Genomic DNA, 20,867 nt, shown 5'->3' with positions numbered 1-20,867 from the left:
CTCCGCGTCATTGCGAGGAGCAACGCGACGAAGCAATCCAGACTCCCTCGGCGGCAGGACTGGATTGCTTCGCTTCGTTCGCAATGACGGCGGCAATAGCAAAAAGGCCGGGATTGCTCCCGGCCTTTCGTTTTTTACCCGGCCCGTCATGCCCAGCGCAGGCGGGGCCTCCAGTACTCCGAGAATTCAGTGGTCCTCACGACCGCGGCGGAGTACTGGATCGTCCGCCTTCCCGGACGATGACAGCGAAGTGCATTAGCTCACTTCGCCTCGGCGCGCTTCGGGGGCGAAGCCGGCCACGACTTGATCAGCGTGTCGTAGTCGACGGTCTCACCCTTCGGCTTCTCGTTGGCGAGCTTGCGCTGCGGCGCGATGTGGCCTTCCTTCTCGGCCTTGGCGAACCAATACTCGGCCGTTTCCTTCTTGTTCAGCTTCGGACCGCAGTCGCCCTGCACCTTGGACTTCTCCAGGCGTTCGAGCACCGAGTCCTGGGCCGAGGCAAGAGCGTCCATCGCCTGCTGCGGCGACTTCGCACCCGACGACGCGTCGCCGATGTTCTGCCACCACAGCTGCGCGAGCTTCGGATAGTCGGGCACGTTGTTGCCGGTCGGGGTCCACTGCACGCGGGCGGGCGAGCGGTAGAACTCGATCAGGCCGCCGAGCTTCGGCGCACGTTCGGTGAACGACTTGTCCCAGATGTCGGACTCGCGGATGAACGTCAGACCGACATGGCTCTTCTTCAAGGACACCGACTTGGAGACGATGAACTGCAGGTAGAGCCAGGCAGCCTTGCGGCGATCCGGCGGGGTGGACTTCAGGAGCGTCAGCGAGCCGGCGTCCTGATAGCCGAGCTTCATCCCATCCTTCCAATAGGCGCCATGCGGCGACGGGGCCATGCGCCATTTCGGCGTGCCGTCGTCGTTCATGACGGGAAGACCGGGCTTCACCATGTCGGCGGTGAAGGCGGTGTACCAGAAGATCTGCTGAGCGATATTGCCCTGCGCCGGCACCGGGCCTGCCTCCGAGAAGGTCATGCCTTGCGCCTGCGGTGGTGCGTACTTCTTCAGCCAATCGAGATATTTGACGATCGAGTAGACCGCAGCCGGACCGTTGGTGTCGCCGCCGCGCTCGATCGAGGAGCCCACCGGACGGCAGCCTTCCATGCGGATGCCCCATTCGTCGACCGGCAGGCCGTTCGGGATGCCCTTGTCGCCGTTACCGGCCATCGACAGCCAGGCGTCGGTGAAGCGCCAGCCCAGCGATGGGTCCTTCTTGCCATAGTCCATATGGCCGTAGACCTTGACGCCGTTGATCTCCTTGATGTCGTTGGTGAAGAACTCGGCGATGTCCTCGTAGGCCGACCAGTTCACCGGCACGCCGAGTTCGTAGCCGTACTTGGCCTTGAACTTGGCCTTATAGTCGGGGTTGGTGAACCAGTCGTAGCGGAACCAATAGAGGTTGGCGAACTGCTGGTCGGGCAGCTGGTACAGTTTGCCGTCCGGAGCGGTCGTGAACGACTTGCCGATGAAGTCGTTGACGTCGAGATAGGGATCGGTGACGTCCTTGCCTTCGCCGGTCATATAGTCCGACAGCGCGATCGTCTGACCGTAGCGGAAGTGCGTGCCGATCAGGTCGGAGTCGTTGATCCAGCCGTCATAGACGTTCTTGCCGGACTGCATCTGGGTCTGCAGCTTCTCGACGACGTCACCTTCCTGGATGATGTCGTGCTTGATCTTGATGCCGGTGATCTCGGTGAAGGCCTTGGCCAGCGTCTTCGACTCGTACTCGTGCGTCGTGATGGTTTCGGAGACGACGTTGATGTCCATGCCCTTGAATGGCTCGGCAGCCTTGGCGAACCACTCCAGCTCCTTCTTCTGATCGTCTTTCGACAAGGTCGAAGGCTGGAATTCGGTGTCGATCCACTTCTGGATCGCGGCGTCGTCGGCGCGCGCGGGCACCGACAGCGTCATCGTTGCGGCGAACAGCGCGGCGGCGCTGGTCATCGCGAGATAGCGGGCCTTGGTCAGGTGATGCTTCCTATGTTTCACTTGTCGCATGATTTCCTCCTTGCAGCGACAGACGTGTCCAGGCCCGGGTTGACCCCGGATCTGCTCTGTTTCGCGCGCTTCAGACGTTGCGAAAGATCGCAACGGCTGAAGCGAGCGAAATCATGGTTGCGAGCCACAGGCTCGAAATCTCAAATCCCTCTTCCCCAATCGGCAAAGTCGCGATGCTATCGGTGCCGACGAGGCCAATCCACGCGAGATGGATGACGGCGGCCAGGATCAGCGAAATGAACAGGCGGTCGCCGCGCGTAGTCGGAATGCGCAAGATGCCGACCCGCTCGGCCTCGGGATAGGCGGCGGCGAGCCAGGTCATGACCGCGAGCGTGCAGGCGAGCGCGACAAAGAAAATCGCGGTCGGCAAGGTCCAAGCCATCCATGCGAGGTTTTCCATGGCGCTAGTGCCTCCAGACGCGAAACATTGGAGATGGCTTGCGAGCCCTCGCACCGACGACAGTCTGCTCCCTCTCCCATGGGGAGAGGGCTGGGATGAGGGGGTACGGTCTCACGAGAGAGCAAAGCCCCCTCACCCGGCTGCTGACGCAGCCGACCTCTCCCCGCTGGGGAGAGGTGAAACCGAGATCGCTGCTACAGCTGTGCTCACTCATCATCACACCCGCCCCAGCGCGAAGCCGCGCGCGATGTAGTTGCGGACGAACCAGATCACCAGCGCGCCGGGGATGATGGTGAGCACGCCGGCCGCCGCGAGCAGGCCCCAATCCATGCCGGCTGCGGACACCGTGCGGGTCATGATGGCCGAGATCGGCTTGGCCTCCGTCGCCGTCAACGTGCGCGCCAGCAAAAGCTCGACCCAGGAGAACATGAAGCAGAAGAAGGCCGCGACGCCGATGCCGCTGGCGATCAACGGCACCAGGATCTTGATGAAGAAGCGCGGGAACGAGTAGCCGTCGAGGAAGGCGGTCTCGTCGATCTCGCGCGGCACGGAGGAGACGAAGCCTTCGAGGATCCAGACCGCCAGAGGCACGTTGAAGATGCAATGCGCCAGCGCCACTGCCCAGGGCGTATCGAACAGCCCGATCGCCGAATAGAGGTTGAAGAACGGCAGTGCATAGACCGCGGCCGGCGCCATGCGGTTCGACAGCAGCCAGAAGAACAGATGCTTGTCGCCGAGGAAGCGATAGCGCGCGAACGCATAGGCCGCGGGCAGCGCCACCGCGATCGAGATCACGGTGTTGATGATCACGTATTTCAGCGAGTTGATATAGCCGGAATACCAGCTCTCGTCGGTGAAAATGCGCATGTAGTTCGCGGCTGTCGGCTGGTGCGGCCACAGCGTCATGGTCGAGACGATCTCGGTGTTGGTCTTGAAGCTCATGTTGACGAGCCAGTAGATCGGCAACAGCAGGAAGACCAGGAACAGCGACATGATGAGCCGGCGGCCCGGGATAGTATGCATCACGCGCCTCCTTTGGCCGGTTTCGCCGGTTTGCTCGGCCGGCGCTCGGCACCGGCATTGGTCATGATGGTGTAGAACACCCAGCAGACGATCAGGATGATCAGGTTGTAGACCAGCGACAGCGCCGCGGCCTTGCCGAGATCGAACTGGCCGAGCGCGATCTTCACCAGCTCGATGGAGATGAAGGTGGTGGAATTGCCGGGCCCGCCGCCGGTGACCACGAACGGCTCGGTATAGATCATGAAGCTGTCCATGAAGCGGAGCAGCACCGCGATCAACAGCACCCGGTGCATCTTCGGCAGCTGGATCGCGGTGAACACCGCCCAGCGCGAGGCGCCGTCGATCTGGGCGGCCTGGTAGTAGGCGTCCGGGATCGATTTGAGGCCGGCGTAGCACAAGAGCGCCACCAGGCTGGTCCAGTGCCAGACGTCCATGATGATCACGGTGAACCAGGCATCGACCTCGTTGGAGACGTAGTTGTAGTCGAAGCCGATGTGATTGAGCACATAGCCGAGCAGCCCGATGTCCGGACGGCCGAAGATCTGCCAGATTGTGCCGACCACGTTCCACGGTATCAGCAGTGGCAGCGCCAGCACGACCAGGCAGAACGCCACCCGCCAGCCTTCGCGCGGCATCGACAGCGCGATCACGATGCCGAGCGGCACCTCGATCACCAGGATCGCGCCGGAGAAGATCAGGTTGCGCCACAGCGAGGCCAGGAAGCGGCTCCCGAGATCGGTCGAGGGATCGAGCAGCTCCTTGAACCAGCCGACGCCGTTCCAGAAGAACTGGTTGTTGCCGAAGGTGTCCTGCATCGAATAGTTCACGACCGTCATCAGCGGCAGGATGGCGGAGAACGCCACCACCAGGAACACCGGCAGCACCAGGAACCAAGCCTTCTGGTTGATGGTCTTCTCCATCACTTAAGCTCCCTCGACCAGATGGCTGTCGGCATAGACATGCACATGCGACGGCTGGAACTTCAGGCCGACCTGCGAGGTGGAGGGCGCGAAGCCGGCCGGCACGCGCGCGGCGAACTTGACGTCGCCGACCTTGACCCGCGCGAAGCGGATGCGGCCGAGATCGTCGATCCGCTCGATATTCGCCGACAGCAAGTCCGGTGCCGGCTCGGCGATGTCGACGAATTCCGGGCGGACGCCGATCTCGACCTTCGCATTGGAAGGCAGCGCCGCATAGGCGCGGGTGAGCGCAATGGTGCGGCCCTCGATCCGAGCCTGCCGTCCGCTCACTTCGGCTGCGATGATGTTCATGCCGGGCGAGCCAATGAAATAGCCGACGAAGGTGTGTGCAGGCTTGTCGAACAGCTCGGCCGGCGTGCCGCTCTGCACCACCCGGCCGTCATGCATAACCACCACGGTGTCTGCGAAGGTCAGCGCCTCGGTCTGGTCGTGAGTAACGTAGATCATCGTCAGATCGAGCTCGCGATGCAGCGCCTTCAGCTTCGAGCGCAGCTGCCATTTCAGCTCGGGATCGATCACCGTCAGCGGCTCGTCGAACAGCACCGCGGCCACGTCGGAGCGCACCAGGCCGCGGCCGAGCGAGATCTTCTGCTTGGCGTCGGCCGTGAGCCGGGTCGCCTTGCGACTGAGGTCCGGCGTCAGATCGAGCAGCCGCGCGATCTCGGCGACGCGCTTGTCGATCTCGGCCTTCGGCACGCCGCGATTGCGCAAGGGAAAGGCGAGGTTCTGGCCGACCGTCATGGTGTCGTAGATCACCGGGAACTGGAACACCTGCGCGATGTTGCGCGCGCGCGTCGAGGCCTGCGTGATGTCCTTGCCGTCGAACAGGATTTTCCCGCGCGAGGGCGTCAGGATGCCGGAGATCAAATTGAGCAGCGTGGTCTTGCCGCAGCCGCTTGGGCCGAGCAGCGCATAGGCGCCGCCCTGCCGCCAAGTCATCGTCACCGGCTTCAGCGCATAATTTTCGACGCCGCCATTGCCGCCGTAGGAATGAGCGAGATCGACAAGGTCAATGCGGGCCATGCGCCACCTCCCTCACGCGGCCGGCGCCGCGACCAGGCGGTCGTCGGCATCGAACACGAAGACATTGCCGGGATCGAGCATGGCGTCGAGCCCATCGCCCGGCTCGTATTCGTGAACGCCGTGCAGCACCGCCACCCAGTTCGTCGTCCCGTCGCGTGTCAAATGCACGAAGCTCTCGGAGCCGGTGATCTCGGTCACCGTGACAGTCGCCGGGAAGGCATGACGTCCCCGCCCGCTGCCACTCTTTGCCAATCCCAATTGATGCGGACGGAAGCCGACGCGATAGGTGCCGTCGGCAAGCCCGGCGAAAAGACCATCCGCGGGCGCCGTCACCCCGCCCGCATATTGCACCCGGTCGCCTTGCTTCTCGATGGCGACAATGTTCATCGGCGGATCAGAGAACACCTGCGCGACGCGCAGCGTATCGGGCCGTCGATACACCTGCGGGGTCTCGCCGACCTGCAGCGCCTTTCCTTCCCACATGCAGATGGTGCGGCCGCCGAGCAGCAGGGCTTCCGACGGCTCGGTGGTCGCATAGACGAAGATTGCGCCGGAGGCTTCGAAGATGCGCGGCAGCTCGGCACGCAGCTCCTCGCGCAGCTTGTAGTCGAGGTTCGCCAGGGGCTCGTCGAGCAGCACGAGATCAGCGCCCTTGACCAGCGCGCGGGCGATCGCGGTGCGCTGCTGCTGGCCGCCGGAGAGCTGCAGCGGCGTGCGTTTCAGATAGGGCTCGAGCCGCAACAGCCGCGCGGCCTCCGCGACGCGCTTCTCGATCTCATCGCGCGGCTTGCCCTGCACCCGCAGCGGCGAGGCGATATTCTCATAGACGGAGAGCGACGGATAATTGATGAACTGCTGATAGACCATGGCGACCGAACGCTTGCGCACGTCGATGCCAGTGACGTCACGGCCATCGACCAGCACGCGGCCCGTGGTCGGCTTGTCGAGCCCGGCGAGCAGTCGCATGATCGAGGTCTTGCCCGACAGCGTCGGCCCGAGCAACACGCTGAGCGTGCCGCGCTGCAGGGTCAGCGACACGTTGCGGATGGTCGGAACACCGTCGACAATTCGGGTGACATGCTCGAGGGTGACGCTCATGCGCGGCCCCCCGCCTCACGCGTTGCAATGTCGGTCGCAGCGCCGCTCTCCGCGATCCAGTCGTCGAGCGCGGCGATCTCCGCGGCAGACAGCCGCAAACCAAGCTTGGATCGACGCCACACAATGTCCTCGGCTGTCACCGCCCACTCTTCCGCCATCAGGTACCGGACCTCGCGCTCCGTCAAGGTGGCGCCGAAGGATTGGCCGAGATCGGCCAAGGAAGCCGCATTACCGAGCATTTTGGCCGCACGCGTTCCATAGGCATGAGCGAGCCGATCGGCATGCGTGTCGCTGAGAAACGGATAGGTGCGTCGCAGGCTCACGCTCAGCGCCGGCAGCGCGGAGACGGCCATGTCGCCGCCGGGCAGCGACGCCTTGCCGGTCCATCCCTCCTTGGCCTTGCCGCCGTTCAAATAAGGCGCGAGACGCTCCAGCGCCTCCTCCGACAGCCGGCGATAGGTCGTGATCTTGCCGCCATAGATCGACAGCAACGGCAGGCCGCCGGGCGTGTCGAGCTCAAACACATAGTCGCGCGTCGCCGCCTTGGCCTCGGACGCGCCGTCGTCGTAGAGCGGCCGCACCCCAGAATAGGTCCAGACCACGTCCGCAGGCGTCACAGGCTTGCTGAGATATTCGCCGACCGCGGAGCAGAGATAGCGGATCTCCTCCTCGGTCGCCGTCACCTTGGCCGGATCGCCCTGATAGTCGCGATCGGTGGTGCCGATCAGCGTGAAGTCGCCCTGATAGGGAATGGCGAAGACGATGCGGCCATCGGCGTTCTGGAAGATGTAGGCGCGGTCGTGATCGTAGAGCTTGCGCACCACGATGTGCGAGCCCTGCACCAGCCGCACCTTGGCTTTCGCATTCACGCCGGCGCCCGACGCCAGCACCTGCTCCACCCATGGGCCGCCGGCATTGACCAGCGCCTTGGCGCGAACGGTCTCGCGCGCGCCGCTCGGCGTATGCACGACCGTGACTTGCCAGACGCCGTCGGCCTGACGGATCTCGACCGCGCGGGTGCGGGTGCGGATATCGGCGCCGCGATCGGCCGCGTCGCGCGCGGTCAGCACCACGAGCCGCGCGTCGTCGACGAAGCAATCGGAATATTCGAACGCCTTGCTGTAGCGGTTCGGGAGCAGCGGCTTGCCGACCGCGTCGGTCGCCAGGTTCACCGAGCGCGTCGCCGGCAGCAGCTTGCGGCCGCCGAGATGGTCATAGAGGAACAAGCCAAGCCGCAGCAGCCACGCGGGGCGCAGGCCGGCATGATGTGGCAGTACGAAACGCAGCGGACGGATGATATGGGGCGCGATCCGCCAGAGGATCTCGCGCTCGATCAGCGCCTCGCGCACCAAGCGAAACTCATAATATTCGAGATAACGCAGGCCGCCATGCACGAGCTTGGTCGACCAGGACGATGTCCCGCTCGCCAAATCGTTCATCTCACATAGGAAAACAGAATTTCCGCGTCCGGCCGCATCGCGCGCGATGCCGCAGCCATTGACGCCGCCTCCGACGATCGCGAGGTCGTAAATCCGCTCCAACAGACGCATCCCCCGGCACCGCCGGTTTCATACCGGCGATTTCACTTTCGTTTTCGAGTTAAACACAAACGAAACCGAAAGCAAATCGAAAATCCACAGCTTTGCCCCGGATGGGGCACCCATTGCCTGCGTTTGGATCAGGATATCGGGATGCGCCTCAGGCGCGGCGGAGCGCGGTGGCCGTGGTCGGCTCGGCGGCATCGGTGCCGTTGCCGTCATCGAGATCGGCCGCCGGCATCGCCGCGATCACCTCAATGCCGCGGCTATGGCAGATGCTCGCAAGGCCATCCGGCAGCGCGCGATCGGTGACGAAGGTCTGGATCTGGCTCAAATGGGCGATCCGCACCGGCGCACTGCGATGGAGCTTGGTGGAGTCGGCGACCAGCATGACGCTCCGCGCGTTGGCGATGATCGCCTGCGCCACCTGCACCTCGCGATAGTCGAAATCGAGCAGCGCGCCCTCCTCATCGATCGCCGATGCGCCGATGATCGCGTAGTCGACCTTGAACTGGCCAATCAGCTGCGTCGCAGTCGAGCCGACCACGCCGCCATCGGAATGGCGCACGCTGCCGCCGGCCACGATCACCTCGATGCGCGGATGGCGATACAGCAGCATCGCGACGTTGAGGTTGTTGGTGATGACGAGCATGTCCTCGTGCGAGGTGAGCGCGCTTGCTACCTCCTCCGTGGTGGTGCCGATGTTGATGAACAGCGACGAGCCATTGGGAATGCGCGCTGCCGCCGCCGCGCCGATCGCCTTCTTCTCGTCGGCGGCGACGAAGCGCCGCGCCTCATAGGCGAGGTTCTCGACGCCTGAGGCGATGATGGCGCCGCCATGAATGCGGGTCAGCGAGCGCTGCTCGCAGAGATCGTTGAGATCCTTGCGGATGGTCTGGGCTGAAACTTCGAAGCGGCGGGACAGCTCGTCCACCATCACCCGCCCCGAGGCGCGGGCGATGTTGAGGATCTCGGTCTGACGCTGGGAGAGGACGGCCATGGCGACACGCTGTGATTGGCCGGGCCATGGTGCTGCGGTTTGCGGCAGCGGTCAATGTGGGAGATGAGGGGAGCGTCGATCGATGCCTATCCGTCATCGCGAGCGAAGCGAAGCAATCCAGCAATCGTTCCGCAGGAAACAGTCTGGATTGCTTCGTCGCCTTCGGCTCCTCGCAATGACGTCTGAGAGCGCGGCCTTAAGCCGCCGCGCTCAAATCGCTCTCGGCCAGGCGCCTGGCGGCGCGCTCGGCCTCGCGGGCACTACGGAAAACCTGACCCTCAAGGGCATTGAAACGTGGCGTCGCCGCGAAGAATCGAAAGCCGCCGCGGTCGCGCACGACGATGCCCGCGGCTTGCGAGCTGACCTCGATGATATAGGTATCCGACATAACCCTGTCCTTACATACAGTTCGGGGGCATTAACCGGATCGGATGTTGAAAGTTCCTGCGACACAGGTCCGCATTGCGGCACGGCTGGCGGGCCGGCGCTCCTTCCTTTCTGGGCTTCGTCGCAGATCCGTTCAGCCCAGGGAGGCGTCCTCGCGCCTCGCGGATGCGCGAAACAGACCGAGCTGGATGTGGTGACGGGCCACCAGGCCATAGAGGTTGCGGAGATCCTTGAGCATCGCGAGCTGGCAGCTGCGGACCGCCTGCAGTTCGATCTCACGACGGCGAACGGCGCCCAGCTCGGCCTCGAAGCCGTCGATCCTCTGCTCGATATGCTTGAGCTGCTGCTGCAGCTTCCTCAGGACCTCGAATGTCAGCGTTTCATTGATCTCGGACATGACGATCCTCCGAGGTTTGATCCCGCCGTCCGGCCAGCCGCGAGAGCCGACATGACGCCGACGGCCTGCGCGGCAGGCCGCCCCAGGACGATGAACGAACATCACTCAACCTGAGATATAGGCTGCGTGTGCCGGACAATCGATCGCACGACTTCGCGAGCCCGGAAGCATGGTTAATCAACCATTGCCGAGCAGCGTAGGCGCTTGGCTTTCGCGGCGGCTTCATGCTTCAGGTCGAGAGCGTCGCGCCGTCCCGCCTGATCTCCTGGGGCCGGCCGTCGTCATCGATCGAGACGTAGGTGAAGTTGCCGTCCGTGACCAGGATCGGCTGCTCCGCCTTGCGGCGGAGCACCCAGGCCTCCAGATGCACGGTCATCGAGGTGCGGCCGATGCGCACGAGGTTGGCGTGCACCGAGACGAGATCGCCGACATACACTGCCTTGCGGAAGTTCATCGCCTCGATCGCGACGGTGACGGTGCGCGATTTCGCCAGCTTGGAGGCGAACACGCCGCCGCCGACGTCCATCTGGCTCAAGAGCCAGCCGCCGAAGATGTCGCCATTGGCGTTGGTGTCGGCCGGCATCGCAAGCGTGCGGATGCAGAGATCGCCGCGCGGTTCTGACGGCGCCGACAGAGCGGCGTGCACGGTGGCTTCAGTCACGTTGGCACCTCAATCCGGCCGGATCATCTCGAACATGTTGTCTTGCGTGATCTCGAAATAGTCGCCACGGCGCCCTGCCCGCACGATCGGACGTCCGAGTGCGGTCTGGTAGACGCCATCCTTGATCAGCGCCTTGTCGATATGAACCGCGACGACCTCGCCGAACGTTACCCAGGCGTTCGCCTTCTTGCCGTCGGCGCCCTGCAACTGCACGATCTGAGTCAGCTTGCATTCAAAGGACACCGGGCTTTCGCCGACGCGGGGCACGTTGACCAGCTTGCCAGGCACCGGGGTCAAACCAGCGAGCTTGAACTCGTCGACCTCGCGCGCGACATGCGCCGCGGTCGCGTTCATGTGCGTGGCCAGATCGCGGGTGGCGAGATTCCAGACGAACTCGCCGGTCTCCTGGATGTTGGCGACCGAGTCCTTCCAGTTGGTCGAGGAGAAGCCGATGATCGGCGGGGTGTAGCAGAAGCCGTTGAAGAAGCTGTAGGGCGCCAGATTGACGTGACCTTCCTTGTCGCGCGAGGAGATCCAGCCGATCGGCCGCGGCGCGATGATGGCATTGAAGGGGTCGTGCTTGAGGCCGTGGCCGTTCTTCGGTTCGTAGAAATGCAGGTCGCGTTCGGTCACGCCGGTTTTCCTCAGTTGCTGTCATTGCGAGGAGCGCAGCGGACGAAGCAATCCAGACCTGCTTCGCGGCCCTGGATTGCTTCGCTTACGCTCGCAATGACGGAGAAACTACCCTGTGGCGCCCTTCCAACCAAGTCCGGCCAGCACGAAATCGATCATCTGATCGATCGAGGGGCCCGGCTTGGTGGCGCATTGGGCGATCATCTGCGGGTGGAAGAAGCGCATCATCGCCGTGGTGGCGCACATTGCCGTGAGCTGCAGGTCGGCCTTGCGAAACTCACCCGTCTCGATGCCCTGCGCGATCACCCGGCCGATGATCTCGGTGATCAGGAGCATGTGGGCCTCGCAGACGTCCCAGTTCTCCTCCATCGCCACCGCGACCATCTCATGCAGCTTGGAGTCGCCGACATAGCGCTCGGTGTTCATGCGATGAATGGTGGCGAGCAGCTCACGCAGCCGCGGCGCCGCCGGTCCCGGCCGAGCCGCAATGGCTGCGGCCGCTCCCTCGACGCCGCCCATCAGGGTTCGCGCCACGCCGGTATGGATCGCCTTCTTCGAATCGAAGAAGCGGTAGACATTCGCCGGGCTCATGTGGAGCTCCTTGGCGATGTCGGCCACGGTGGTCTTCTGATAGCCGATCTGGCGGAACAGGCGCTCGGCCACGACCAAAATCCGCTCGCGCGTATCCGGCTCGATATGTTCTGAAACGAGTGTCATGTCAGTCAATGTTCAACTATTCGGCAGCCTCGGCAAGCGGAATTGCGGCATGGGGATGACCATGGTGCGGCGCGGCAGCTACGTGCTCACCGACGCCCCGCTCACCCAGGCTCTTGCGGAACCAGAGGGCGTAGAGGCCCGGCAGGTACAGCAGGGTCAGGAAGGTTGCAACGAACAACCCGCCCATGATGGTGATCGCCATCGGGCCCCAGAATGCCGAGCGGGACAGCGGGATCATGGCCAGGATCGCGGCCAGCGCGGTGAGCACCACCGGGCGAGCGCGCCGCACCGTGGCTTCGATGATCGCCTCCTTGCGGGTCAGGCCATGGGACACGTCGGTCTCGATCTGATCGACGAGGATCACGGTGTTGCGCATGATCATGCCGGCCAGCGCGATCAGGCCGAGCAACGCCACGAAGCCGAACGGCGCGTTGGCGACGTTGAGGCCAAGCGAGGCGCCGACGATGCCGAGCGGCGCGGTCAGGAACACCAGCACGAGCCGGGAGAAGCTCTGCAGCTGGATCATCAGCAGCGTCAGCATCACCACGACCATCAGCGGAAACAGCACGAAGATCGAGGCATTGCCCTTCTGCGATTCCTCGATCGCGCCGCCCATCTCGATCCGGTAGGCCGGCTCGAGGTGATTGCGGATGTCGGCAAGCTTCGGCCAGATCTGGTTGGTCACGTCGGGGGCCTGTACGCCATCCGCCACGTCGGCCCGCACCGTGATCGCCATGTCACGGTTGCGCCGCCACAGGATCGGCTCCTCATGGGCATACTCGATCTTGGCGATCTGCTGCAGGGGTACGGCGACACCATTGCGTGAGGTGACCGTGAGGTCGCCGACATGGGCGAGGTCGAGCCGCTCGGAGGGCACGGCACGGGCAACCACGCCGACCTTTTCGATGCCGTCGCGGATGGTCGTCACCTGCACGCCCGAGATCAGCATCGCCAGGGCCTGCGAGACGTCCTGCGGCGTCAGGCCGAGCGCACGGGCGCGGTCCTGGTCGACGACCAGCTTCAGGTAAGGCGACTGCTCATTCCAGTCGAGCTGCGGATCGCGCACGTTCGGATTTTCCCGGACGATGTCACGCACCTGGTAGGCGATCTCGCGCACCTTGACGGTGTCGGGGCCGATGACGCGGAATTGCACGGGGAAGCCGACCGGGGGACCGAAATTGAAACGGTCGACGCGGACGCGGGCTTCGTTGATGGCACCGTTGGCGGCTGCATTCTCGATCTTCGCCTTGATGCGCTCACGCGCGGCGACGTCCTTGGCGACGATCACGATCTCGGCGAAGGCCTCGTTCGGCAGTTGCGGATTGAGGCCGAGCCAGAAGCGCGGCGAGCCCTGCCCGACATAGGCGGTATAGGTCGCAATGTCCTTGTCATCCTTGAGCAGCGCCTCTGCCTTCTTCGCCGCCGCTTCCGTGACGCCAAAGGCGGTGCCTTCCGGCAGGCGAAGCTGCAGGAACAGCTCGGGCCGTTCGGACAGCGGGAAGAACTGCTGCTGGACATGGCCGAATGCCACGATCGCGGCCACGAACACGCCGACGGTGGCGGCCACCGTGGTGATGCGGTGCTCGACGCACCAGCGCACGATCGCACGCAAGCCCCGATACATGCGGGTGTCGTAGATCGCATGCTCGTCATGGCCGGCATGGGCCTTGATGTCGGGCAAGAGCTTGACGCCGATATAGGGCGTGAAGATCACCGCGACGAACCAGGACGCGACCAGCGCGATCGCGACGATCCAGAAGATGCTGCCGGTGTATTCGCCGACCGCCGAATTGGCAAAGCCGATGGGGAGGAAACCCGCGGCGGTGACCAGCGTGCCTGTCAGCATCGGGAAGGCGGTCGACTCCCAGGCAAAGGACGCCGCGCGGATGCGGTCCCAGCCCTGCTCCATCTTCACCACCATCATCTCGACGGCAATGATGGCGTCGTCGACCAAGAGGCCGAGCGCGATGATCAGCGCGCCGAGGGAGATGCGGTGCAGATCGATGCCGATCGCGTTCATCACGATGAAGACGATGCCCAGCACCAGCGGCACCGACAGCGCCACCACGATGCCGGTGCGCCAGCCGAGCGCCAGGAACGAGACGAACAGCACAATCACCAGCGCCTCGATGAAGGAGTGCACGAACTCGCCGACGGCATGCTCGACCACGTTGGGCTGATCGGCGATCTCCTTGAGCTCGATGCCCTGCGGCACCGCCTTCATGAAATCGTCGGCGGCGGCATGCACGTCCTTGCCGAGTTCGAGGATGTTGGCGCCTTTCGCGGTGACGACGCCGACGCCGAGCGCGGGCTTGCCTTCCTGCCGCACCTTGAAACTCGGCGGATCGACATAGCCATGGGTGACGGTGGCGATGTCGCCGAGCCGGAACACGCGGCCGTTGCTCTCGACCGGCGTCTCAGCCACCGCTTGCGCGCCATCGAGCGCGCCGGTGACACGCAGCGGCACGCGCTGCGCGCTGGTCTCGACCGTGCCGGCCGGCGTCACATTGTTCTGCTTGGCGAGCGAGTCGAACAGCGCCTGCGGCGTGATGCCGAGCGTCGCCAGCTTGGCGTGGCTGAACTCAACGAAGATGCGCTCGTCCTGGACGCCGTAGAGATCGACCTTGGTGACGCCGCCCACCTTGAGCAGCCGCTGCCGCAGGCCTTCGGCGGCCTTCTTCAGCTGCGCATAGTCGGCGCCGTCGCCGGTCAGCATGAACAGGATGGCATCGACGTCGGAGAACTCGTCGTTGACGACCGGACCGAGAATGCCCGATGGCAGCTGGCCCGCCACGTCATCGAGCTTCTTGCGGATCAGATAGAACAGGTGCGGCACGTCCTTCGGCGGCGTCGAATCGCGGAAGGTGACCTGCATCGCCGAGAAGCCCGGCTTCGAATAGGTCTGCACCTTCTCGAAATAGGGCAGCTCCTGCAGCTTCTTCTCGATGGGATCGGCGACCTGGGTCTGCATCTCCTGCGCGGTGGCGCCCGGCCACATCACGGAGACGTTGACGACCTTGACGGTGAAGAATGGATCCTCGGCGCGGCCGAGCTTCTGGTAGGAGAGGAAGCCGGCAATGCCGAGCGCCAGGATCAAGAACAGCACCAGCGGCGGATGGCTGACCGCCCAGGCCGAGAGATTGAACCGCTTCATGGCAGGCTCCGATGATCTATCTGATCGTCACGCTGGTTGTTGATTTTCATTGCGAGCGAAAGCGAAGCAATCCAGGATCTTTCCTCGGAGATAGTCTGGATTGCTTCGTCGCCTTCTCCTCGCAATGACGGCGGATGTCATTTCGTCAGAACGTCAGCGCCGACACCACGCGCACCTTCTGGCTCGGGTCGAGCTTCTGCACGCCGAGCGCGACCACCTTCTCGCCTTCCTTGACGCCGCCGGTGATCAGCACGTCCTTGCTGTCGTACCCCTTCACCGTCACCGGTTTCAGGCTGACCTCGCCGGCATCGCTCACGACATAGAGCGAGGGCTCGCGTCCCTCGTTGAACAGCGCCGAGAGCGGCAGCCGGGCGACCTTCGCGCTCGCGAGGTCGCACAGCGTCAGCGTCGCGGTCATGCCGAGCGACACCGCATCATCCGCATCCGGCAGCGAGAATTTTGCGAGATAGGTGCGCGTGGCGGGATCGGCGGCGGGCGCGATCTCGCGCAGCTTTGCCGTGTATTTCTTGTCGGGGTCCGACCACAGTGTCACCGAGGCCGTCCCGGTCCGGGCGCGCTCGAGCAGAGTTTCAGGGATCGCGACCACCGCCTCCTTCTCGGCGAAGCGCGCGACGCGGATCGCAGCCTGGCCGGCGGCCACCACGACGCCGGGCTCGATCATGGTCGCGGTAACGACGCCGCGCGCATCGGCTTCGAGCGTGGCGTAGGACAGCGAATTCCTGGTCAACTCGACGGAACGTTCGGCGCGGTTGAGCCGGGCGCGCGCTTCATCGGCAGCGGCGCGCGCGCTGTCCATCTGGGCATCGGTCGCCCAGCCCTTGGCGCGCAGCTCTTTGGCCCGATTCTCGGCGGCGCCGGCCTGCGCCAGCACGCCGGTGGCGGCGGACAGCTCGGCAGCCGCCTGCTCGGCCTGCAGCTTGAGGTCGACCTCGTCGAGTGTGGCGAGCGGTTGGCCGACCTCGACGGTCTGCCCGACTTCGACCAGGCGCTTGGCGACCTTGCCGGCGACGCGGAAGCCGATATCGGCCTCGACGCGGGGACGGATGGTGCCGACGAAGCTGCGCTCCGGAGTCTCGGCCTCGTAATGGGTCGTGGCGACCAGGACCGGGCGCGTTGGCTCGACCTTCTGGGCGACTCCATCATTGCAGCCAGCCAGCGCGATCGCCATCGCAGCCAGCGAAATCCCGGTCAACAGCTTGGAATAGCTTGCAAAAATTGCACGGGCCAACATCGGACATCCCTCGTGTAAGTTCCCCGGGAATGTCGAATATGAACTGACGAATGTCAATATTCGTCATAGATCATGACTTCGTGAACATTAAGACATGTTGCCGCAGGGCGCGGGCGTCGTCGTTCGGTGGAGTTTCGTTATGAGACGGCACACTGCGCAAGACACAACAGCCGTCATCCCCGCGAACGCGGGGATCCATAACCACCGTTCGTTGTGTCGATCGGGATTGCCACTCCAGCCGTCGCGCTTGATCAAGACCGGCGGCTATGGATCCCGGATCTGCGCCCAACGGCGCGAAGCGCGCCGCTGGGCTTGTCCGGGATGACAGCAAAGAAGGCCGTCACGTCTCTGGACTTAATCAGATCCCGTTACTCCGCCGGCGCTTCGCCCGCGAATTCCACCTTGCTCTCGTGTCCGCCAGCGAACACGAGCACGGTGGCGATCAGCGGCAGCACGGCGAGTGCGAGCAGGCCGTTGGCGGTCGAGCCGGTGGAATCCTTGATCCAGCCGATCAGGTACGGCCCGCCGAAACCGGCGAGATTGCCGATCGAGTTGATCAGCGCGATCGCGCCGGCAGCCGCAGTGCCCGACAGCCAGGCGGTCGGCAAGGTCCAGAACACGCCGAACACGCAGAACACGCCGATTGCGGCGAAGGTCAGCACCACCATGGTGACGGTCGGATCGGTGATGTAGCTGGAGAGCGCGAGCGCGATGCTGATCAGGAACATCGGCAGGCCGACATGATAGACCCGCTCGCGCGTGGTGTCGGAGTGGCGTGCCCATAGGATCATCGCGATGGTACCGAACAGATACGGAATAGCGGTGACGAATCCGGTCTGCGCGTTGGTAAGGCCGAAGGCCTTGACGATCTGCGGCAGCCAGAACTGCATGCCGTAGAGCGCGCCGACGAAGCCGAAATAGATCAGGCTCAGCATGATCACCTTGGGCGAGGACAGCGCCTGGCCGAGCGTCATCTGGTGCGTTGCCTGCTTGGCGGCGGTTTCGGCCTCGAGCTTCGAGGCCAGCCATGCCTTCTGCTCCGCCGAGAGCCAGCTGGCATGCTCCGGTTTGTCGGTCAGATAGAACCAGGTGACGATACCGAGCAGCACCGAAGGGATGCCCTCGAGGATGAACAGCCATTGCCAGCCCCGTAGCCCCATGACGCCGTCCAGCCCGAGCAGCAGGCCCGAGATCGGCGCGCCGATCACGGTCGAGACCGGCACGGCAATGGCAAAGGCCGCGAGGAAGCGGGCGCGATACTGCGCCGGATACCAATAGGTGAGATAGAGGATGATGCCGGGGAAAAAGCCAGCCTCCGCCACGCCGAGCAGGAAGCGCAGGATGTAAAAGCTCCAGACGCCGGAGACGGTCGCCATCAGCGCGGAAATGATGCCCCAGGTCACCATGATGCGGGCGATCCAGCGGCTCGCACCAAACCTCTCCAGCGCCAGGTTGCTCGGCACCTCGAAGATGAAATAGCCGATGAAGAAGATGCCGGCGCCCCAGGCGAAGATCAGCGGCGTGAACTTCAGCTCCGCGTTCATGGTCAGCGCGGCGAAGCCGAGATTGACGCGGTCCAGATAGGAGAAGAAGTAGGCAAGCACCAGGAACGGAATCAGCCGCCAGGAGATGGCGCGGATGGTCGAGGTCTCGATATCGCTTGCGCGCGCGCTGGCGGCGGCTGCGGTGGCGGACAGGCTCATTGGGGCTGCTCCCGAAGTATTCTTGTTGCTGGATTGTGTCCGGGTTTTTAGCATCGGCAGGGCTGAGTCAATTGGAAACATGCAGGAAACGACGGGCTGTCCCCACGGTTGGCGGGCGTTGTGGTTGATTGGGAGATGGAGGGCGCTTCGGGCTGCGAAGTAATCGCGAGAGGCGATGGCCTGACCACAAGGCAGCTGTCGTCCTCGCGCACGCGAGGCCCATACCGCGGGATATCTCGTTGGCCCATGTGGCCGAGGCCGAACGCTACAGTAGAAGCCGGTGGTTATGGGTCCCGGCTCGCGCTTCGCTTGGCCGGGACGACATCGGAATACTGGGCGGACTTAATCCCCAAGCTGAAACGCCTCGAACCGGTCCAGTTCCTCCTCGATGCGGCGCTTGAGCTCCTTGCGCGCATCACCGCGTGCCGACTTGCCTTTCCCCACCCAGCTCCACTTCTGCATCAACAGCTTGCGCTTCTCGCGGTCGGTCTTGATGTCCAGCGCCGCCACGATCTCCTCACCGACCAGCACCGGCAGCGCGAAATAGCCGAATAGCCGTTTCTCCTTCGGCACATAGGCCTCGAAGCGGTGGTTGTAGTCGAAGATCAGCTGCGTCCGCTTGCGCTGGATGATCAGGGGATCGAACGGCGACAAGATATGGACGCGCTCGGCCGAGACCTCACCGCCGCCCTCCTCCAGGTCGGCGGGCCGCGCCCAATGCCCCTGCTTGCCGGCGCCCTCGAGATCCACAGCGACCAGATCGCCGCGGCGCACGCGGCTCTCGATCAGCCGGGCGACCTTGCCCTTGCGGGGCGCGTCGAGATGGCAGACCGAATCGAGACTGACCACCCCTTGCGCGCGCAGGCCGCGGTCGAGCAGATAGGCCGTCACCTCGGCCTCGCTCGCCGGCTTGGGCAGCTTGTCCCAACCGAAGTGCCGATTGATCAGGTCATAGGTCTTGAGCATGCCGTCCCGGCCGGCGATCGTGATCTCGCCGCGATAGAAGCCGAGCTGCAGCGCCCGTTTCGACGGCTTGCGGCTGGCCCATAGATGCTCCTTCTCGGTCAACACGTCGTCCTCGATGTCGCGGATGGTGAGCGGCCCGTTCTGCCGCAGCAGCCGCATCACCTTGCGCGAATCTTCCGGCTTCACCGAGGTGAGCCAACGGTGGCCGTCGCGGCGATGGCGCCGCATCGCGGGGAGGAAGAACCGGAAGTCCTGCGTCGGCACGTAGGACAGCGCGTGGGTCCAGTATTCGAACACGCTCTTGTCGACGCTCTGCGCCTGCTTCAGATCGGCACGGCGGTAGGCCGGGATCCGCGTGAACAGGATGTGATGGTGGCTGCGCTCGATCACATTGATGGTGTCGATCTGCACATAGCCGAGATGGGCGACCGCAGCAGCCACGGCCCGTGCGCCATCGCCGAATGGCGCCGGCGCATCGAGGCGCTGGGCGCGCAGCCAGATGCGCCTGGCCTGGAGCTTGGTCAGCGGGAACTGTCGTTTGAGAGCCAGCATGGCCCGCGACTGTAGCGGGATCGACGATCGCCGTCAGCGGTTCCCTGTCTATCGCTTTTGCGAGATGCTGCCGGTCGCAACATCGGCGGTGCAGGAGGCGCGGCCCCGATCGGGCGCCTGGCACTTGTAGACCTGTCCGGTGAGGCGGTCGACCAGCCAAGCGGTGTCCTCCGACGGGCTTTCCAGCCCGACATAACGGCCGCCGACCGCTGTGATCAGGGTCGACAGCAAGATCGCGGCGGCGATGATGCAGGCTCCTACCAGGATCGGCATGGTGCCGTTCGAATCGGTCTGGTCCGCCTTGCCGCCACGATATCCCTGATAGTCGCCGTGCCTGCGCGGAGAGTTGAACACAGTTTGCTTTCGCCTATCGGTTTCTTGCTCTTGGACCGCAACTGAATGGCATTGCGACCTGATCTTGCAATCTCTTTAATAAGCTCAGTCGCGTAAAGCCGCATCTGGCCGTTTTGGTGTCGACAGCTCGCCGATCCCACGACGGCTTTACGGCGCGCGTGCAGCCGTGAAACATCGCCGCGAGGCTGCGCCATGAGGGTTCCGCGTTCCCTGTGATATGGTCACATTCCGGTTTGAACCCGCCCTGTCCTGGGCGCGTCCAACTGCCATTCAGCCTTGCTGCTTTCGGGGATGACGACAATGCGTTTTCTTAACGATTTCGGACGCCGGGCGATGGCCGCGACCGCCGTGCTATCGATCACGGCAGGACTGGCGCTGGCGGGCGACCCTACGATTTCGGCCGACCAGATCGTGAATGCCCTGAAGCCAAAGCCGGTGATGCGCGGCATCACCGTCGTCCCGAACACTCCTCAATTCGATCCGACCGTCCAGGCCAAGGAAAGCGCCCTGCTCGACAGCGTACGGAACCGTGCTCCGCGTTCACTGTCGCTCGACGAGCGCGAGCAGATTGCCGAGATCGCAGCGACCAAACCGAAGATCGATCTGGAGATCCAGTTCGACTACAACTCGGCCGAGATCAGCCGGACCGCAATGCCGGCCGTGCAGGAGCTCGGCAAGGCGCTGACCGACCCGAGCCTGAAAGGCGCGACCTTGGTGGTCGCCGGCCATACCGACGGGGTCGGCGGCAACAGCTTCAACCAGGATCTTTCCGAGCGCCGTGCCGAGACCATCAAGCGCTATCTTGTCGACAAATACGGCCTCGCCGGCAAGAACCTGATCGCCGTCGGCTACGGCAAGACCAAGTTGAAGAACACGGCCAACCCGACTGACGCGATCAACCGCCGCGTCCAGGTCGTCAACATGGACGTCAAGACCGCCGCGAAATAGCGACGCCGCTTCGCCGGCGCCGTC

19 protein-coding genes are annotated in these 20,867 nt (G+C 64.1%); 1 reads left to right on the top strand and 18 read right to left on the bottom strand.

The features are described from left to right. Positions 1 to 260 precede the first annotated feature (260 nt). The 18 genes from P6U24_RS11090 to P6U24_RS11005 all read right to left on the bottom strand — a co-directional run bounded on the left by P6U24_RS11090 (position 261) and on the right by P6U24_RS11005 (position 19,814). Complete coding sequence (locus P6U24_RS11090; protein ID WP_407160430.1) at positions 261 to 2,003, bottom strand: ABC transporter substrate-binding protein; 1,743 nt, start codon at positions 2,001 to 2,003, stop codon at positions 261 to 263. Between the two features lie 124 nt (positions 2,004 to 2,127). After that, positions 2,128 to 2,457 carry a DUF2160 domain-containing protein gene (locus P6U24_RS11085; RefSeq protein WP_407159155.1) on the bottom strand — a complete coding sequence of 110 codons (330 nt, stop codon included), beginning with the start codon at positions 2,455 to 2,457 and terminating at the stop codon, positions 2,128 to 2,130. Positions 2,458 to 2,673: 216 nt separating this feature from the next. Then, on the bottom strand, positions 2,674 to 3,480 hold the full coding sequence (locus tag P6U24_RS11080; RefSeq protein WP_407159154.1) for a carbohydrate ABC transporter permease: 807 nt from the start codon (positions 3,478 to 3,480) through the stop codon (positions 2,674 to 2,676). Then, positions 3,480 to 4,400, bottom strand: coding sequence for a carbohydrate ABC transporter permease (locus P6U24_RS11075; protein WP_407159153.1), 921 nt, complete (start codon positions 4,398 to 4,400; stop codon positions 3,480 to 3,482). The genes P6U24_RS11080 and P6U24_RS11075 overlap by 1 nt, the downstream gene beginning before the upstream one ends. 3 nt (positions 4,401 to 4,403) lie before the next feature. Beyond that, on the bottom strand, positions 4,404 to 5,483 hold the full coding sequence (locus P6U24_RS11070) for an ABC transporter ATP-binding protein (RefSeq protein ID WP_407159152.1): 1,080 nt from the start codon (positions 5,481 to 5,483) through the stop codon (positions 4,404 to 4,406). Between the two features lie 12 nt (positions 5,484 to 5,495). Then, positions 5,496 to 6,581 (bottom strand): ABC transporter ATP-binding protein, encoded by a 1,086-nt coding sequence (locus tag P6U24_RS11065; protein WP_407159151.1) that lies wholly within the window; start codon positions 6,579 to 6,581, stop codon positions 5,496 to 5,498. Beyond that, positions 6,578 to 8,131 carry a glycerol-3-phosphate dehydrogenase gene (gene glpD / locus P6U24_RS11060; protein WP_407159150.1) on the bottom strand — a complete coding sequence of 518 codons (1,554 nt, stop codon included), beginning with the start codon at positions 8,129 to 8,131 and terminating at the stop codon, positions 6,578 to 6,580. The genes P6U24_RS11065 and glpD overlap by 4 nt, the downstream gene beginning before the upstream one ends. A gap of 148 nt (positions 8,132 to 8,279) precedes the next feature. Then, entirely contained in the window at positions 8,280 to 9,119 is an 840-nt protein-coding gene (locus tag P6U24_RS11055; RefSeq protein WP_407159149.1) for a DeoR/GlpR family DNA-binding transcription regulator, read from the bottom strand. 196 nt (positions 9,120 to 9,315) lie between these two features. Next, positions 9,316 to 9,507, bottom strand: coding sequence for a hypothetical protein (locus P6U24_RS11050; RefSeq protein WP_407159148.1), 192 nt, complete (start codon positions 9,505 to 9,507; stop codon positions 9,316 to 9,318). A gap of 132 nt (positions 9,508 to 9,639) precedes the next feature. Then, positions 9,640 to 9,903 (bottom strand): hypothetical protein, encoded by a 264-nt coding sequence (locus P6U24_RS11045; protein WP_407159147.1) that lies wholly within the window; start codon positions 9,901 to 9,903, stop codon positions 9,640 to 9,642. Positions 9,904 to 10,132: 229 nt separating this feature from the next. Next, positions 10,133 to 10,564 (bottom strand): acyl-CoA thioesterase, encoded by a 432-nt coding sequence (locus tag P6U24_RS11040; protein ID WP_407159146.1) that lies wholly within the window; start codon positions 10,562 to 10,564, stop codon positions 10,133 to 10,135. 9 nt (positions 10,565 to 10,573) lie between these two features. Further along, positions 10,574 to 11,197, bottom strand: a complete 624-nt coding sequence (locus tag P6U24_RS11035; protein ID WP_407159145.1) for a flavin reductase family protein — start codon at positions 11,195 to 11,197, stop codon at positions 10,574 to 10,576. A 108-nt stretch (positions 11,198 to 11,305) separates the two neighbouring features. Next, entirely contained in the window at positions 11,306 to 11,914 is a 609-nt protein-coding gene (locus tag P6U24_RS11030; RefSeq protein ID WP_407159144.1) for a TetR/AcrR family transcriptional regulator, read from the bottom strand. A gap of 16 nt (positions 11,915 to 11,930) precedes the next feature. Continuing rightward, complete coding sequence (locus P6U24_RS11025) at positions 11,931 to 15,068, bottom strand: efflux RND transporter permease subunit (RefSeq protein WP_407159143.1); 3,138 nt, start codon at positions 15,066 to 15,068, stop codon at positions 11,931 to 11,933. Between the two features lie 145 nt (positions 15,069 to 15,213). Continuing rightward, a complete protein-coding gene (locus tag P6U24_RS11020; protein WP_407159142.1) occupies positions 15,214 to 16,320 on the bottom strand; it encodes an efflux RND transporter periplasmic adaptor subunit in 1,107 nt (368 codons plus the stop codon). Between the two features lie 368 nt (positions 16,321 to 16,688). Next, positions 16,689 to 18,023, bottom strand: a complete 1,335-nt coding sequence (locus P6U24_RS11015; RefSeq protein ID WP_407159141.1) for an MFS transporter — start codon at positions 18,021 to 18,023, stop codon at positions 16,689 to 16,691. Positions 18,024 to 18,365: 342 nt separating this feature from the next. Then, a complete protein-coding gene (locus P6U24_RS11010; RefSeq protein ID WP_407159140.1) occupies positions 18,366 to 19,541 on the bottom strand; it encodes a winged helix-turn-helix domain-containing protein in 1,176 nt (391 codons plus the stop codon). Between the two features lie 48 nt (positions 19,542 to 19,589). Continuing rightward, on the bottom strand, positions 19,590 to 19,814 hold the full coding sequence (locus P6U24_RS11005; RefSeq protein ID WP_407160429.1) for a hypothetical protein: 225 nt from the start codon (positions 19,812 to 19,814) through the stop codon (positions 19,590 to 19,592). A gap of 381 nt (positions 19,815 to 20,195) precedes the next feature. On the opposite strand from P6U24_RS11005, the gene P6U24_RS11000 reads away from it, so the two are divergent. Next, a complete protein-coding gene (locus tag P6U24_RS11000) occupies positions 20,196 to 20,843 on the top strand; it encodes an OmpA family protein (protein ID WP_407159139.1) in 648 nt (215 codons plus the stop codon). Positions 20,844 to 20,867 lie beyond the last annotated feature (24 nt).

Origin of the sequence: Bradyrhizobium sp. STM 3557, assembly GCF_045571465.1 — a bacterium.
Taxonomy (GTDB): domain Bacteria; phylum Pseudomonadota; class Alphaproteobacteria; order Rhizobiales; family Xanthobacteraceae; genus Bradyrhizobium.
The sequence above is the reverse complement of the archived record's forward strand: the minus strand, read 5'-3'. Positions and strand labels throughout refer to the sequence as shown.

What these genes read in the sequence shown, in the direction of transcription:
- P6U24_RS11090 (WP_407160430.1), bottom strand. Translation starts at nt 2,003, where the DNA reads ATGACCAGCGCCGCCGCGCTGTTCGCCGCAACGATGACGCTGTCGGTG.
- P6U24_RS11075 (WP_407159153.1), bottom strand. Translation starts at nt 4,400, where the DNA reads ATGGAGAAGACCATCAACCAGAAGGCTTGGTTCCTGGTGCTGCCGGTG.
- P6U24_RS11045 (WP_407159147.1), bottom strand. Translation starts at nt 9,903, where the DNA reads ATGTCCGAGATCAATGAAACGCTGACATTCGAGGTCCTGAGGAAGCTG.
- P6U24_RS11015 (WP_407159141.1), bottom strand. Translation starts at nt 18,023, where the DNA reads ATGAGCCTGTCCGCCACCGCAGCCGCCGCCAGCGCGCGCGCAAGCGAT.
- P6U24_RS11085 (WP_407159155.1), bottom strand. Translation starts at nt 2,457, where the DNA reads ATGGAAAACCTCGCATGGATGGCTTGGACCTTGCCGACCGCGATTTTC.
- P6U24_RS11070 (WP_407159152.1), bottom strand. Translation starts at nt 5,483, where the DNA reads ATGGCCCGCATTGACCTTGTCGATCTCGCTCATTCCTACGGCGGCAAT.
- P6U24_RS11000 (WP_407159139.1), top strand. Translation starts at nt 20,196, where the DNA reads ATGCGTTTTCTTAACGATTTCGGACGCCGGGCGATGGCCGCGACCGCC.
- P6U24_RS11020 (WP_407159142.1), bottom strand. Translation starts at nt 16,320, where the DNA reads ATGTTGGCCCGTGCAATTTTTGCAAGCTATTCCAAGCTGTTGACCGGG.
- P6U24_RS11010 (WP_407159140.1), bottom strand. Translation starts at nt 19,541, where the DNA reads ATGCTGGCTCTCAAACGACAGTTCCCGCTGACCAAGCTCCAGGCCAGG.
- P6U24_RS11055 (WP_407159149.1), bottom strand. Translation starts at nt 9,119, where the DNA reads ATGGCCGTCCTCTCCCAGCGTCAGACCGAGATCCTCAACATCGCCCGC.
- P6U24_RS11080 (WP_407159154.1), bottom strand. Translation starts at nt 3,480, where the DNA reads ATGCATACTATCCCGGGCCGCCGGCTCATCATGTCGCTGTTCCTGGTC.
- glpD (WP_407159150.1), bottom strand. Translation starts at nt 8,131, where the DNA reads ATGCGTCTGTTGGAGCGGATTTACGACCTCGCGATCGTCGGAGGCGGC.
- P6U24_RS11025 (WP_407159143.1), bottom strand. Translation starts at nt 15,068, where the DNA reads ATGAAGCGGTTCAATCTCTCGGCCTGGGCGGTCAGCCATCCGCCGCTG.
- P6U24_RS11065 (WP_407159151.1), bottom strand. Translation starts at nt 6,581, where the DNA reads ATGAGCGTCACCCTCGAGCATGTCACCCGAATTGTCGACGGTGTTCCG.
- P6U24_RS11005 (WP_407160429.1), bottom strand. Translation starts at nt 19,814, where the DNA reads ATGCCGATCCTGGTAGGAGCCTGCATCATCGCCGCCGCGATCTTGCTG.
- P6U24_RS11050 (WP_407159148.1), bottom strand. Translation starts at nt 9,507, where the DNA reads ATGTCGGATACCTATATCATCGAGGTCAGCTCGCAAGCCGCGGGCATC.
- P6U24_RS11030 (WP_407159144.1), bottom strand. Translation starts at nt 11,914, where the DNA reads ATGACACTCGTTTCAGAACATATCGAGCCGGATACGCGCGAGCGGATT.